The following is a 12,819-nucleotide window of genomic DNA, read 5'->3' on the forward strand; positions in this document are numbered from 1 at the left end:
CCCGTGCCTGACCGGATACACCATGACTGCTTTCGACAAACACCAGGTTTCCCGCTTCCGCTTCGTCCGCTGCGAATTCGCCGCGGAGACCGGCGTGGCCAGGCTGGTCTATGCCTTTGATGACGGCCCGGAGATGGTGGAGACCATCACCGTGCCCGGCGCCCCGTTCGTGCTGGACGAGGCGCGTACCGCCGCCGTGCAGCGCGCGCTGCAGCTGCTGCACCTGATCGCCGGTGTCAGCTACTACAAGGCGGGCGTGCCGGAGACGGTCAGCATCGACAGCTACAGCATCGATGCCGATACCGCCGCACTGGTGGAGACCATTTACCTCAACGGCCTGGGCGAATTCGCCTACCGCAATGGCCTGAACCTGCGCGGCCGCTTCCGGTTGCCGGTGCAGGGCGAGGCCGTGCAGGCGCCGTCGCTGGGCCTGCAGCCGCACGCGCTGGTGGCCATCGGCGGCGGCAAGGATTCGCTGGTCAGCATCGAAGCGCTGCGCCGTGCCGGCGTGGACGAGACCGTGACCTGGATCGGTGGCTCGCAGCTGATCCGTGCGTGCGCCGAGCGCACCGGCCTGCCGACATTGAACCTGGGCCGCACGCTGGCACCTGAACTGTTCGAGTTGAATCGCCAGGGCGCATGGAACGGCCATATCCCGGTGACGGTGGTGAACTCGGCGATCATGGTGCTGGCCGCGTTGCTGCACGGCGTGGACCAGGTGGTGTTCTCCAACGAGCGCTCGGCCAGCTACGGCAGCCAGATTCCAGGCACCGGCGAAGTGAATCATCAGTGGTCCAAGGGCTGGGCCTGCGAGCAGGCGTTCGGCAGCCATGTGCAGAAGTACGTGGCGGCGGACCTGCAGTACTACTCGCTGCTGCGCCCGATGTCCGAGCTGGCGGTGGCCCGCCAGTTCGCCAAGAGTGACTTCTACGACGCGCATTTCTCCAGCTGCAACCGCAACTTCCACATCCTCGGCGAGCGCCCGGTGAACCGCTGGTGCGGCGTCTGCCCGAAGTGCCATTTCGTGTTCCTGGCACTGGCCCCGTTCATGCCCAAGACGCGCCTGGTGCGCATCTTCGGCCGCAACCTGCTGGATGATGCCGAGCAGGCCGGTGGCTTCGATGCGCTGCTGGAATTCCAGGACCACAAGCCGTTCGAGTGCGTGGGCGAAGGCCGCGAATCGCGTGCGGCGATGGCGACCCTGGCGCAACGCCCGGAGTGGAAGGAAGACGTGCTGGTGAAGCGCTTCTGCAACGAGATCCAGCCGCAGCTGGATGCCGCCGAACTGGAACTGGCACCGCTGCTGCAGCTGCAGGGCGAGCACCGCGTTCCGGCTGCGCTGTGGGAACGGGTGCGTGAAGATTTCGAAGCTTGACGGAAAGCGCGTTGCACTGTGGGGCTGGGGCCGTGAGGGCCGCGCCGCGTTTGCGGTGCTGCGTGAGCGCCTGCCCACGCTGCCGCTGAGCCTGTTCTGCCCGGCGGCTGAAGTCGAGGCCGCGCGTGCGGAAACGCAGGGCGTGCTGGACGTGCGTGGCGAGCCTTCTGCTGAAGCGCTGGCCGCGTTTGACGTGGTGATCAAGTCTCCCGGCATCAGCCCCTACCAGCCAATCGCGCTGGCGGCGGAAGGGCAGGGCACCCGCTTCATTGGTGGCACCGCGCTGTGGTTCGCCGAACACGCGGCCGACGATGGCATCGTGCACGACACCGTGTGCGTGACCGGTACCAAGGGCAAGAGCACCACCACCGCGCTGGTCGCGCACCTGCTGCGTGCCGCCGGCCACCGTACCGGCCTGGTCGGCAACATCGGCCTGCCGCTGCTGGAAGTGCTGGACCCGCAGCCCGCGCCCGAGTACTGGGCGGTGGAACTGTCCAGCTACCAGACCGGCGAAGTGGCACGCAGTGGCGCCCGCCCGCAGGTGGCGGTGGTGCTGAACCTGTTCCCGGAACACCTGGACTGGCACGGCAGCGAACAGCGTTACATCGAAGACAAGCTGCGGCTGGTGACTGAAGCCGCACCGCGCATCGCCGTGCTCAATGCCGCCGATCCGCACCTGGCCGCGCTGTCGCTGCCCGACAGCGAAGTGGTCTGGTTCAACCAGCCGCAGGGCTGGCACATGCGCGGCGACATCGTGCATCGTGGTGAGCAGGCCGTGTTTGATACCCGCAACACGCCGCTGCCGGGCCGCCACAACCGTGGCAACCTGTGCGCGGTGCTGGCCGCGCTGGAAGCGCTGGGGCTGGATGCCGCGGCGCTTGCGCCGGCGGTGCAGGACTTCCGTCCGCTGCCGAACCGTCTGCAGCGCATCGGCGTGGCCGATGGCCTGACCTACGTCAACGATTCGATCAGCACCACGCCGCATGCCAGCCTGGCCGCGCTGGAGTGCTTCGCCGGGCAGCGCATCGCGCTGCTGGTGGGCGGGCATGACCGTGGCCTGGACTGGACCGATTTCATGCAGCACATGGCGCACGACGTGCCGCCGGTGGAGATCGTGACCATGGGCAGCAACGGCCCGCGCATCCACGCCATGCTGCAGCCGCTGGCCGATGCCGGTCGCTTCGGTCTGCACGCTGCAGGTGATCTGCCCGAGGCGATGGCCTTGGCGCGCGCCGCGCTGGGGGTGCAGGGTGGGGTGGTGCTGCTGTCGCCGGGCGCGCCGAGCTTTGGTGCGTACCGCGATTACGTGGCGCGTGGCCGTCATTTCGCCGAGCTGGCCGGATTCGACCCGGACAGCATCAGCGCGATTCCGGGGCTGGGCATCGCCTGAGGGGTCGGATCCCTTTCCGCAGGAAAGGGCTCTGACCCCAACGGGATTCTGGCCGGCAACCCTCCGGAGAAATTCATCCACGCATGGCGTGGATCTACTGCTCCTCGTCGATGAACGCGTAGCCGCCGTCGATCAATTGCTGCAGATACGCATCGAAGCTGGGGGCGATCACCGCATAGCTGTCCGGGTCGTGCAGGTAACGCACCACCTGGCCGGCAACGCCGCCGGGTGCCGGATCAAAATCCAGGTACAGCATCGAGGTGCCGCCGTTGTTCATGCAGTGCGAGAAGCACAGGCGGCGGTTCATCGGCAGATCCGCGTCGATGCCTTCACCCAGAATCTCCGGCTCGTCATCCAGCCACTCTTCGTAGATGGAACGGATGCTGTCGTCCCATTGCTGCTGGTCCTCGAAGATCTGCGCGACCGAGCGCAGGTAGTACGGATAGCCGCCGTCTTCCACGTCCGAGCCGAGCATCAGCACGCAGACCCCGCCGCCGGGGTACTCGCGGAAATGGGTGCCATCGACGCGGGACAACAGTTCCACCAGGCTGTCAGGCACCTGCGGCCATTGCATGCGCAGGCGCTGCAGGTCTTGTGCGCTGGCGCCCTGGACGTGAGCCCATTGCGGGGCATCGTCGGCAGGCAGGCGTGGGATCAGGCCAGACAGAAAGCGATCAACAAGGTTCATGCGAAAAAGGGGACGGAGGGGATTAAGTCGTATCCAACCACACCTGCGTCACGTCGCCAATGCAGAATGCGACGCGGGAGGGGCGAATACGGCTTAATCCCCTCCGTCCCCTTTTTCTCGCGGAGCAGGCGCATGAACCGATGGCGTTGTGGTGTGGCGATGGTGCTCGGCCTGGCGGCGATGCCGGCGTGGGCGGCAATGAAGACGCAGCCGGTGGAGTGGAAACACCAGGGCACGACTTTCAGTGGCGTGCTGGTCTATGACGACGGCGACAACGACAAGCGCCCTGGCCTGGTGATGGTGCCGAACTGGAAGGGTGTGAACGAATCGGCCATCGAGAAGGCCAAACAGCTGGCCGGCGATGATTACGTGGTGCTGGTGGCCGATGTCTACGGCAAGGGTGTGCGGCCGAAGACCGATGCCGAGGCCGGGCCGGTGGCGACCAAGCTGCGCAACGATCGGCCGCTGCTGCGCGCGCGTGCACTGGAAGCGGTGAACGCGCTCAAGGCGCAGGCCGGGAAGGTGCCGCTGGATGCCAGCCGGATCGGTGCGGTGGGCTTCTGCTTCGGCGGTACCACCGTGCTGGAGCTGGCCCGTGCCGGTGCGCCGTTGGCCGGTGTGGTCAGCCTGCACGGTGGGCTGGGCTCGCCATTGCCGGCGCAGGCCGGTGGCAGCCATCCTTCGGTGCTGGTGCTCAACGGTGCTGACGACAAGAGCGTGACCGCCGAGGACATCGCCGGTTTCCAGGAGGAAATGAACGCGGCCAAGGTCGACTGGGAGTTCACCAACTACAGCGGGGCGGTGCACTGCTTTGCCGAGCGCGATGCCAACAGCCCGCCGGGGTGCCAGTACAACGAGCGGGCGGCCAAGCGCGCGTGGAAGGCGCTGGATGAGTTCTTCGAGGAGCGCTTCGAGAAACGTTGATCCGTGCAGCGGTAGTGCCGGCCGCTGGCCGGCATTCCCGTGGCATCGGCAGCCTCAGGAGGTTGCCGGCCAGCGGCCGGCACTACAATGCGGTCGATGCGAGGGGTTGGCACCCACCGATGTTTCCGTGCCGACCAACGGTCGGCACGCCGCCATCAATGCGAACGCTGCACCGCGTAACGCGCCAGGCCACGCAGGGCCGCCACGGCATCGTTGTCGCCCAGGCCATCGAGCGCGCGCTCGGCGGCTTCGGCATATTCCTCGGCACGCGCGCGGCTGTACTCCAGGCCGCCGGTGGAGCGGATCGCGGCCAGTACTTCCGGCATCGCCGAAGCGTCGCCGTCCTGCACGATGGTGCGCAGGCGCTCGCGGGTGGCGTCGTCGGAATGGGCCATGGCATGGATCAGCGGCAGCGTGGCCTTGCCCTCGGCGAGGTCGTCGCCCAGGTTCTTGCCCAGTTCCTCGGCATTGGCCGAGTAGTCCAGCACGTCGTCGGCGATCTGGAACGCGTAGCCCAGGTGCATGCCGTAGTCGAACAGGGCCTGCTGGGTGGCTTCGTCCACGCCGCTGGCCAGCGCACCCAGGCGGGTGCCGGCGGCGAACAGCACCGCGGTCTTGCGCTCGATCACGCGCAGGTAGGCGGCTTCGTCGGTATCCGGGTTGTGCACGTGCAGCAGCTGCAGCACTTCACCCTCGGCGATGCGGTTGGTGGCGTCGGCCAGGATCTGCATCACCGGCATGCGCTCCAGCTCGACCATCAGCTGGAAGCTGCGCGAGTACAGGAAGTCGCCGACCAGCACGCTGGGCGCGTTGCCCCACAGCGCGTTGGCGGTGCTGCGGCCACGGCGCAGGCTGGATTCATCCACCACGTCATCGTGCAGCAGGGTGGAGGTATGGATGAACTCGATGATCGCCGCCAGCTGGTGGTGCTCCGGACCGGCCTGGCCGACCGCGTGACCCGCCAGCATCACCAGCATCGGGCGCAGGCGCTTGCCGCCGGCGGAAATGATGTGGTCGGCGATCTGGTTGATCAGCACGACGTCCGAGGACAGCCGGCGCCGGATCAGGGCGTCGACGGCGGCCATGTCGGCCGCGGCAAGCGACTGGATCTGGGGCAGGCCCAGGGCGGGACGGGTGTCTTCGGTGATGGTCATGCGATCAGGCTTTCAGGCTCACCACCGATTATAGGCGCTGGCCGTGAATTCGGGCGCAAACGGGGCTGGCCGGCGTTCCCGGCGCCGCAAACGCTGCCGCCTGCGTGAATACGTATGCAGGTTGCGCCATGCCCGCGAGGCCGCCGCTAAGCTTGCCGGAACAGGATTTCGGCCCGCTACTGGCGGGTCCCGCATGCCCGGAGGGGGGCTGTCGATGTCGCACTATCCATGGTGGCGCGGAGCCGTCATCTACCAGATCTACCCGCGCAGCTACCTCGATGCCAACGGCGATGGCGTGGGCGACCTGCCGGGCATCATCCAGCGCCTGGACCATATTGCCGCGCTGGGCGTGGACGCGATCTGGATCTCGCCGTTCTTCAAGTCGCCGATGGCCGACTTCGGCTACGACATCGCCGACTATCGCGACGTCGACCCGCTGTTCGGCAGCCTGGACGACTTCGACCGCCTGCTGGCCAAGGCGCACGACCTGGGCCTGAAGGTGATGATCGACCAGGTGTTGAGCCATACCTCGATCGAGCACGCCTGGTTCCGCGAGAGCCGCCAGGACCGCAGCAATCCGAAGGCCGACTGGTACGTCTGGGCCGACCCGCGCGAGGACGGCACCCCGCCCAACAACTGGCTGTCGCTGTTCGGCGGCGGCGCCTGGCAGTGGGAACCGCGCCGTGAGCAGTACTACCTGCACAACTTCCTGGTCGACCAGCCGGACCTGAACTTCCACAACCCGGACGTGCAGCAGGCCACCCTGGACAACGTGCGCTTCTGGCTGGACCGCGGCGTGGACGGCTTCCGCCTGGATGCGATCAACTTCTGCTTCCACGACGCGCAGCTGCGCGATAACCCGCCCAAGCCGGCGGACAAGCGCGTGGGCCGCGGCTTCAGTCCGGACAACCCGTACGCCTACCAGTACCACTTCTACAACAACACCCAACCGGAGAACCTGCCATTCCTGGAGCAGCTGCGCGCGCTGCTGGATGAGTATCCGGGCGCGGTGAGCCTGGGCGAGATCTCGTCGGAAGACTCGCTGGCCACCACCGCCGAGTACACGCAGGACGGCCGCCTGCACATGGGCTACAGCTTCGAGCTGCTGGTGGACGACTACAGCGCGGCCTACATCCGCGACACAGTCTCCCGGCTGGAAGCGGCGATGACCGAAGGCTGGCCGTGCTGGGCGGTTTCGAATCACGATGTGGAACGCGCGGTCAGCCGCTGGGGCGGCTATCCGGCAGATCCGCGCTTGGCGCGGATGCTGGTGGCGATGCTGTGCTCGCTGCGCGGCTCGGTCTGCCTGTACCAGGGCGAGGAGCTGGGCCTGGCCGAGGCCGAGGTGCCGTTCGAGGCGCTGCAGGACCCGTATGGCATCACCTTCTGGCCGAATTTCAAGGGCCGCGACGGTTGCCGTACCCCGCTGCCGTGGACCGACGCTCCGCTGGCTGGCTTTACCTCCGGCACGCCCTGGCTGCCGATCCCGGCCGAGCACCGGGCGGCGGCGGTGGCCGTGCAGGAGCGCGACCCGCACTCGGTCCTGGCGGCGTTCCGCGCCTTCCTGGCCTGGCGGCGTAGCCAGCCGGCGCTCCTGCATGGCAGCATCCGGTTCATCGAAAGCGCCGAGCCAGTGCTGCTGTTCGAGCGTATGCTTGCAGATGAATCCCTCCTGCTGGCCTTCAACCTGTCGGCCGAAGCGGTGAGCCATCCGCTGCCGCCGGGCAACTGGCAGCAGGTGGCGGTGCCGGGCCCGGATGCGGGCACGGTGCAGGGCAATGAACTCCAGCTGCCGCCGCGCGCGGTGTATTGCGCCCGACGCAGCTGACCGTTTTCTCCGGTGGCGGTACTTGCGGGGACGGGGCCGAAGCGCCCCGTCCCTTTTTTGTGGGTGGGATTGCGGTGAAGGGCATTCGCGCAAAAGAAAACCCGCTGCCTGCGCAGCGGGTTTCCGGTCCTGCTCCCTGTTTTCTGTTGCCGGCCAGCGGCCGGCACTACCGAGTCCGGGGCGCCGGGCAGGGCCCGGCGCGACCTCAGAACTTGTAGTTCACGCCCAGCATGTAGGTGCGGCCCCATTCGATGTACTCCAGCGGGCGGTCCTTGCTGCCGGCGTAGGTGCGGTACGGCTCGTTGGTCAGGTTGCTGCCCTGCAGCAGCAGGGTCAGCCCCCGCAGGGCGCTGCTGTCGCTGAAGGTGTAGCTGACCTGCGCATCGGTCACGTTTTCGCCCACCACGTAGCGCAGGCTGCGATTGCCGTTGAAATTGCCGATCTCGCCGATGAAGTCCGAACGTCGGCGCTGGCTGACGCGTGCTTCAAAGCCACTGCGCTCGTAGTAGGCGGTGAAGTTGTACACGCGCTTGGACAGGCCCGGCAGGCTGATCGGGTCACTGCCCACGCTGGACGCGCTTTCCGGATCCAGGATGGTGATGTCGCTCTTGTTGAAGGTCGCGCTGGCCTGCACGCCGAAGCCACGCAGGCTGTCGGTCAGCATCTCCAGCGGGAACGATGCGGTCAGCTCCAGGCCCTTCAGCGTGCCGCCCTTGCCGTTCTGCGGCGCGGAGAAGGTGCCGGTGGTCAGCACCGGTGCGGTCATGCCCGGCGGCGGTACGTAGCTGCCCAGCAGCGCGGTGAAGTCGTAGTTGTCCACCGACTGGGTGTAGACGTAGCTCTTCAGGTCCTTGTAGAAGATCGCGGCGGCCACGTAAGCCTTCTCGCCGAAGTACTTCTCATAGGACAGGTCCAGTGCGGTGGCGCGCCACGGGTCCAGCAAAGGGTTGCCGCCACTGCCACCGGGGCGGCCGGTGCCGGTATCCACGCCGAACTCCAGGCCGGCACGCATCTGGTCCACGCGCGGGCGTGCGACCTGCTTGCCGGCGGCAAAGCGCAGCGTCTGCTGGTGCGGGAACATGAAGGCCAGGTTCAAGCTCGGCAGCCAGTCGTTGTACTTGCGGCCAGCGGAGTAGGGCTGGATGTTGCTGCCAGCCGGCTGCGAGCTGTCCCAGTAGCGCGAATCCGAGCTCTGGTCGGTGTGCTGCATCTGCACGCCGATGTTGCCGCGCACGCCGACCACGCCGATGTCGGTGTTGATGTTCAGGCGCGCCCACGCGGTGGTGATCTTTTCCTGCACCGTCCACGACTTGGGAATCAGGTAGTCCAGGTTGTCGACCGGGTTGAAGGTCATGTAGCGACCGACCGCGGCCGGCACGTTCCAGGCCGGGATGGTGCCGAGGCCGGCGAAGCTCAGGTCGACCGGGCGGTACTGCAGGTCCGAGGCGATGTTGGCATCACCCTGTGCACCGAGCAGGATGTTGCCTTCGGACTGGGTCTTCACCTTGCGGCGGTCGGCATAGTTCACGCCGATGTCGAGGTCTGGCGCCCACGAGGCAATGGCCTCGGGCAGCGCAATCGTGGCGGCCAGCTTGCCGCCCTTCAGGCGGTCTTCCACCTGCGGCACCTTGCCGTAGCCGGAACCGTAGATGGTGTTGGTCAGGAACAGCGCGTCGGGATTGGAGTAGTTCAGGCCCGGGTTGATCTGCGAGAAGCCATTCTGACGGATCGACACGCCAACCGTGTCCAGCTGCGGCATCGGGGTCAGCTGCAGGTTGTTTTCCAGGTTCAGCTCAGCGCGCGTGGCCTTGGAGTAGTTCAGGTCGGCGACCAGCTTGACGCCGCTGAAGTTGAACTCGTTGTTCCAGCCGAACGCATCGATCTTGTCCTTGCGCTTGTTGTACATGCCGCGCACCAGCGGATACACGCCGCTGGCGGTGCCGCCGGTGAACGAGCCGTTGGCGTTGATCTGCGGGTTGCTGACCAGCAGGCCCGGGGTGTAGTTGCCGTTGTAGTTGCTGAGGTTCAGCTCGAACTGGTTGGCGGTGTCGATCTGCTCGGCTTCGGTGTGGAACGCATCGAAGGTGCTGGTCCAGCTGTTGTTCGGCCGGAACTGGATCGTGGCCATCACGCCGTCGCGCTTGTTGTTGCCGGTGCGGCGCAGCGCCTTGATGCCATCGGAGAAGTAGGTGCCGGCGCCCACGCCCGGGCGCTCGCCCTTGTCGGTGTGTTCGGTGGTCCACGGTTCGTACAGGCCGACCTGGTTCTCCTGGATCGGCATGTCGCTGTGCGCGTAGCCGATGGCAATGCCCAGGGTCTTGTCCAGGAACTGGTCGATGTAGCTGGCGCTGAAGCGGTTGCCGTACGGATCGACGTTGGCGGCGCGGCCCAGCGAACTCTTCTGGTAGCGGCCGCTGACCGCGATCACGCGCTCGCCAAAGCTGAGCGGGCGTGCAGTCTGCATGTCGATGGTGCCCGACAGGCCCTGGCCGACCAGCGCCGCGTCCGGGGTCTTGTAGACGGTCACGCCGTTGACCAGCTCGGACGGGTACTGGTCGAACTCGACACCGCGGTTGTCGCCGGTGCTGACCACTTCACGGCCATTGAGCAGGGTGGTGGCGAAGTCCGGCGACAGGCCGCGCACGCTGATCACCTGCGCACGGCCGGCCACGCGCTGGGCGGCCAGGCCGGGCAGGCGCGAGATGGATTCGGCGATGCTGACGTCGGGCAGCTTGCCGATGTCTTCGGCGGAAATCGCCTCGACCACCGAGGTGGCGTCCTGCTTGACCGCGATCGCGTTCTCGATGCCGCGGCGGATGCCGGTGACCTGCACCGTATCCAGGTTGGTGGCGGCGGTGGTGGCCGGCGTGGTGGTGCTCTGCGTGGACTGTGCCGACGCCAGCGTCGGCGCCAGCACAACGGCCAGCGCGAGACTCAGCGCACTGCGCTTGTGGTTCAACATTTTCCCCTCCCAGGCAATGTTGCAGATCGATTTGTGAGCGTTCCGGCGGTGCCGTGAACGTGCGACGCGGTGGCCGCTGTCGTCGCCGCTATGGTAGGCAGCGCGTTGTTCGCGGGAATCACCCTGCATACGTATTCAATGGCGTCTGCAGGGGTGTAATCGCTTTCAGATCCTGCTTGCGGTGGTGCCGGCCAGCGGCCGGCACTACCGGGGCATTCACAGCGGCGTGAAGCGAATGGCCTGTCCACCGCCCGGTGCCAGCACCAGCGTCAGTGCATCGGCGCTGGTCACCTCGCGGGTTTCGCGTGCGAACGCGAACGGGTTTCTGCGGAAATCAGCGCCCTCGCCATCGCGGTAGATCTCGGCGCGATAGCGCACGCCGGGCTCCAGGAAGCCCAGTGACACCGGCAGCACGCGGCCGTGTTCGTCGGTGATGCTGCCGAGGAACCAGTCACGGCTGTTGCGGTCACGGCGCACGATCGTCACGTAGTCGCCCACTTCGCCATCGAGCACGCGGCTCTGCTCCCAGTCCACCGCCACGTCCTCGATGAAGCGGAATGCCTCGCGATGCTGCAGGTAGTGCTCGGGCAGGTCGGCGGCCATCTGGATCGGGCTGTACAGCACCACGTACAGCGCCAGCTGGCGGGCCAGCGTGCTGGGAATGGCCTGGCCGTGGCGGCCCTTCAGGCTGAGGATGCCGGGGGTGTAATCCATCGGCCCGGCCAGCATGCGGGTGAACACCAGGTTGACCTCGTGCTCCGGCGGGTTCGGCGGCTGGCCCCAGGCGTTGTACTCCATGCCGCGCGCGCCTTCGCGCGAGATCCAGTTGGGGTAGGTGCGGCGCAGGCCGGTGTCCTTGATCGGCTCATGCGGGTTCACCGACAGGTGCCGGCGCGCAGCCTCCTGCACCACCTTCAGGTGATGGCGGGCCATGAACTGCCCGTCGTGCCACTCGCGCCACAGCGGGCCCCCCGTGGGATTGCGGCGGTCGACCTGGCCATCGTCGCAGACGTAGCCGGTCTTGAACTGGTCCACGCCCAGCCGTGCGTACAGGTCCAGCGCGGCGCCCAGCTGCTCCTCGTAGTGCTCGATGGCGCAGCCGGTTTCGTGGTGCCCGATCAGGTGCACACCTTTCTTCAGGCCATACGCCGACAGCGCCTCGATGTCGAAATCGGGCGTGGCGCGGGTGAAATCGAAGTCGTAGCCATTGCCCACCCACATGCCGTCCCAGCCCGGGTTCCAGCCTTCCACCAGCACGCCACGGAAGCCGTGCGCGGCGGCGAAGTCGATCACCTTCTTCGTCTTGGCGGTGGTGGCAGCGTGCTTCCGCCCCGTAGCCCAGCTCTCGTTGTCCAGGTGCATCGACCACCACACGCCCACGTACTTGGCCGGCTTCACCCAGCTCACATCGCCCAGCGCATTGGGCTCGTTGAGGTTGAGGATCAGGTCCGATTCGACCAGGCCACCGGCGCGGTCTGCGATCTGCAGCGTGCGCCACGGCGTGGCGAAGGGCAGGGCACGACGCACCTTCCAGCCTTCGGCCGAGGGTGACAGCTGCGCGCGCAGGCGTTGCCCCTCGGTGCGCCGCAGCCACATGCCGGCGTAGTCCACCAGAGCGGCCTCGTGAATGGCCACATGCAGGCCATCGCGGCTGCGCACGGTCATCGGCGTATGCACCAGCGGCACCTCGCGCAGCGGGGTGCGCTGGTACAGATATTCGTAGTGGATCGGCTCGCCGGCGGGGATCCACCAGGCGGTGGATTCAGGCGCGATGGCGAACTCGGTCAGTTCGTCATCGATGATCGCCTCGTGCAGGTTCGGCTGTTCGGGGAATACATAGCGGAAGCCCAGGCCATCGTCGTAGGCGCGGAACACCACATCCAGCCGACGCTTGCTGCCGGTGGTTTCGGCCAGCTGCACGGTCAGCTCGTTGAAGTGGTTGCGGGTGAGCCGGCGCTCGCCCCACGGCTGCTCCCAGCGGTCGTCGACGCTGCGCCGCTGCAGGCCAAGCAGGGCGAAATCGCGGTCCAGGCGGCCGTCGCGCAGGGCGAAGCCGAGCTTCGAATCGTCCACCACGGGTTCGCCGAAACGCTCGACGCGGTAGCGGGCGGTGCCGCCGTCCAGCACGAGGCTGACCTTGAGCACCTTGCCGGGTGATTCGACGCTGGCGACCTGTGGCGCGGCCTGCGCCAGCGTGGCCACGCCCAACAGGGCCAGGCCGAACATGTGCGCGAACAGCGCGCGTACAACCGTGTGTGGCATCGGCATTTCCCCTCCCAAGGCGCCGTTGGCAGACCCGGACCATAAGCCAGCGCAGCAGGCGCGCTACCGCGTGGCGCCATGAATACGTATGCAGCTGGACGCAGCCGACAGCCCCGCGTCTACCATGGGGCCAAGGCACCTTGAGGGAGGGGCCGCGCCCGCCCGTCGGCAACGACGGTGCGGACCTACAACGCGTGCAGAGAGGGAGGGAGGCCGACGGGCGCAAGCCGGTCCGC

General features: G+C 67.1%; 8 protein-coding genes. 4 read left to right on the forward strand and 4 right to left on the reverse strand.

The window, feature by feature from the left end:
• Positions 1-22: 22 nt before the first annotated feature.
• Together murL and murD are read left to right on the forward strand one after the other, a co-directional pair.
• Positions 23-1,375: a UDP-N-acetyl-alpha-D-muramoyl-L-alanyl-L-glutamate epimerase gene (gene murL, locus CKW06_RS05840; RefSeq protein WP_005412538.1), complete on the forward strand. Its 1,353-nt coding sequence runs from the start codon at positions 23-25 to the stop codon at positions 1,373-1,375.
• The gene (gene murD / locus CKW06_RS05845) at positions 1,356-2,765 is read left to right on the forward strand and encodes a UDP-N-acetylmuramoyl-L-alanine--D-glutamate ligase (protein ID WP_024956953.1); all 1,410 of its coding nucleotides are present in this window, start codon (positions 1,356-1,358) and stop codon (positions 2,763-2,765) included. Before murL ends, murD begins: the two co-directional genes overlap by 20 nt.
• 94 nt (positions 2,766-2,859) lie before the next feature.
• On the opposite strand, the gene CKW06_RS05850 is transcribed toward murD, so the two are convergent.
• On the reverse strand, positions 2,860-3,453 hold the full coding sequence (locus CKW06_RS05850) for an SMI1/KNR4 family protein (RefSeq protein WP_024956954.1): 594 nt from the start codon (positions 3,451-3,453) through the stop codon (positions 2,860-2,862).
• A gap of 132 nt (positions 3,454-3,585) precedes the next feature.
• Here CKW06_RS05850 and CKW06_RS05855 point away from each other — a divergent pair, with 132 nt between their 5' ends.
• Positions 3,586-4,377, forward strand: coding sequence for a dienelactone hydrolase family protein (locus tag CKW06_RS05855; protein ID WP_024956955.1), 792 nt, complete (start codon positions 3,586-3,588; stop codon positions 4,375-4,377).
• A gap of 155 nt (positions 4,378-4,532) precedes the next feature.
• Here the strand turns inward: CKW06_RS05855 and CKW06_RS05860 are convergent, their stop codons facing one another.
• Positions 4,533-5,531: a polyprenyl synthetase family protein gene (locus CKW06_RS05860; protein WP_012479378.1), complete on the reverse strand. Its 999-nt coding sequence runs from the start codon at positions 5,529-5,531 to the stop codon at positions 4,533-4,535.
• Positions 5,532-5,745: 214 nt separating this feature from the next.
• On the opposite strand from CKW06_RS05860, the gene CKW06_RS05865 reads away from it, so the two are divergent.
• Entirely contained in the window at positions 5,746-7,359 is a 1,614-nt protein-coding gene (locus CKW06_RS05865; RefSeq protein ID WP_024956956.1) for an alpha-glucosidase, read from the forward strand.
• A gap of 205 nt (positions 7,360-7,564) precedes the next feature.
• Here CKW06_RS05865 and CKW06_RS05870 read toward each other — a convergent pair whose 3' ends face one another.
• Both CKW06_RS05870 and CKW06_RS05875 read right to left on the reverse strand, forming a co-directional pair.
• Positions 7,565-10,321: a TonB-dependent receptor gene (locus CKW06_RS05870; protein WP_024956957.1), complete on the reverse strand. Its 2,757-nt coding sequence runs from the start codon at positions 10,319-10,321 to the stop codon at positions 7,565-7,567.
• Between the two features lie 216 nt (positions 10,322-10,537).
• Positions 10,538-12,589 carry a glycoside hydrolase family 97 protein gene (locus CKW06_RS05875; protein ID WP_024956958.1) on the reverse strand — a complete coding sequence of 684 codons (2,052 nt, stop codon included), beginning with the start codon at positions 12,587-12,589 and terminating at the stop codon, positions 10,538-10,540.
• Positions 12,590-12,819: the final 230 nt, after the last annotated feature.

The organism is Stenotrophomonas maltophilia (assembly GCF_900186865.1).
Classification (GTDB): domain Bacteria; phylum Pseudomonadota; class Gammaproteobacteria; order Xanthomonadales; family Xanthomonadaceae; genus Stenotrophomonas; species Stenotrophomonas maltophilia.

Coding starts and splice junctions, on each gene's coding strand:
- CKW06_RS05865 (WP_024956956.1), top strand. CDS start 5,746: ATGTCGCACTATCCATGGTGGCGCGGAGCCGTCATCTACCAGATCTAC.
- CKW06_RS05850 (WP_024956954.1), bottom strand. CDS start 3,453: ATGAACCTTGTTGATCGCTTTCTGTCTGGCCTGATCCCACGCCTGCCT.
- CKW06_RS05855 (WP_024956955.1), top strand. CDS start 3,586: ATGAACCGATGGCGTTGTGGTGTGGCGATGGTGCTCGGCCTGGCGGCG.
- murL (WP_005412538.1), top strand. CDS start 23: ATGACTGCTTTCGACAAACACCAGGTTTCCCGCTTCCGCTTCGTCCGC.
- CKW06_RS05870 (WP_024956957.1), bottom strand. CDS start 10,321: ATGTTGAACCACAAGCGCAGTGCGCTGAGTCTCGCGCTGGCCGTTGTG.
- CKW06_RS05875 (WP_024956958.1), bottom strand. CDS start 12,589: ATGCCGATGCCACACACGGTTGTACGCGCGCTGTTCGCGCACATGTTC.
- CKW06_RS05860 (WP_012479378.1), bottom strand. CDS start 5,531: ATGACCATCACCGAAGACACCCGTCCCGCCCTGGGCCTGCCCCAGATC.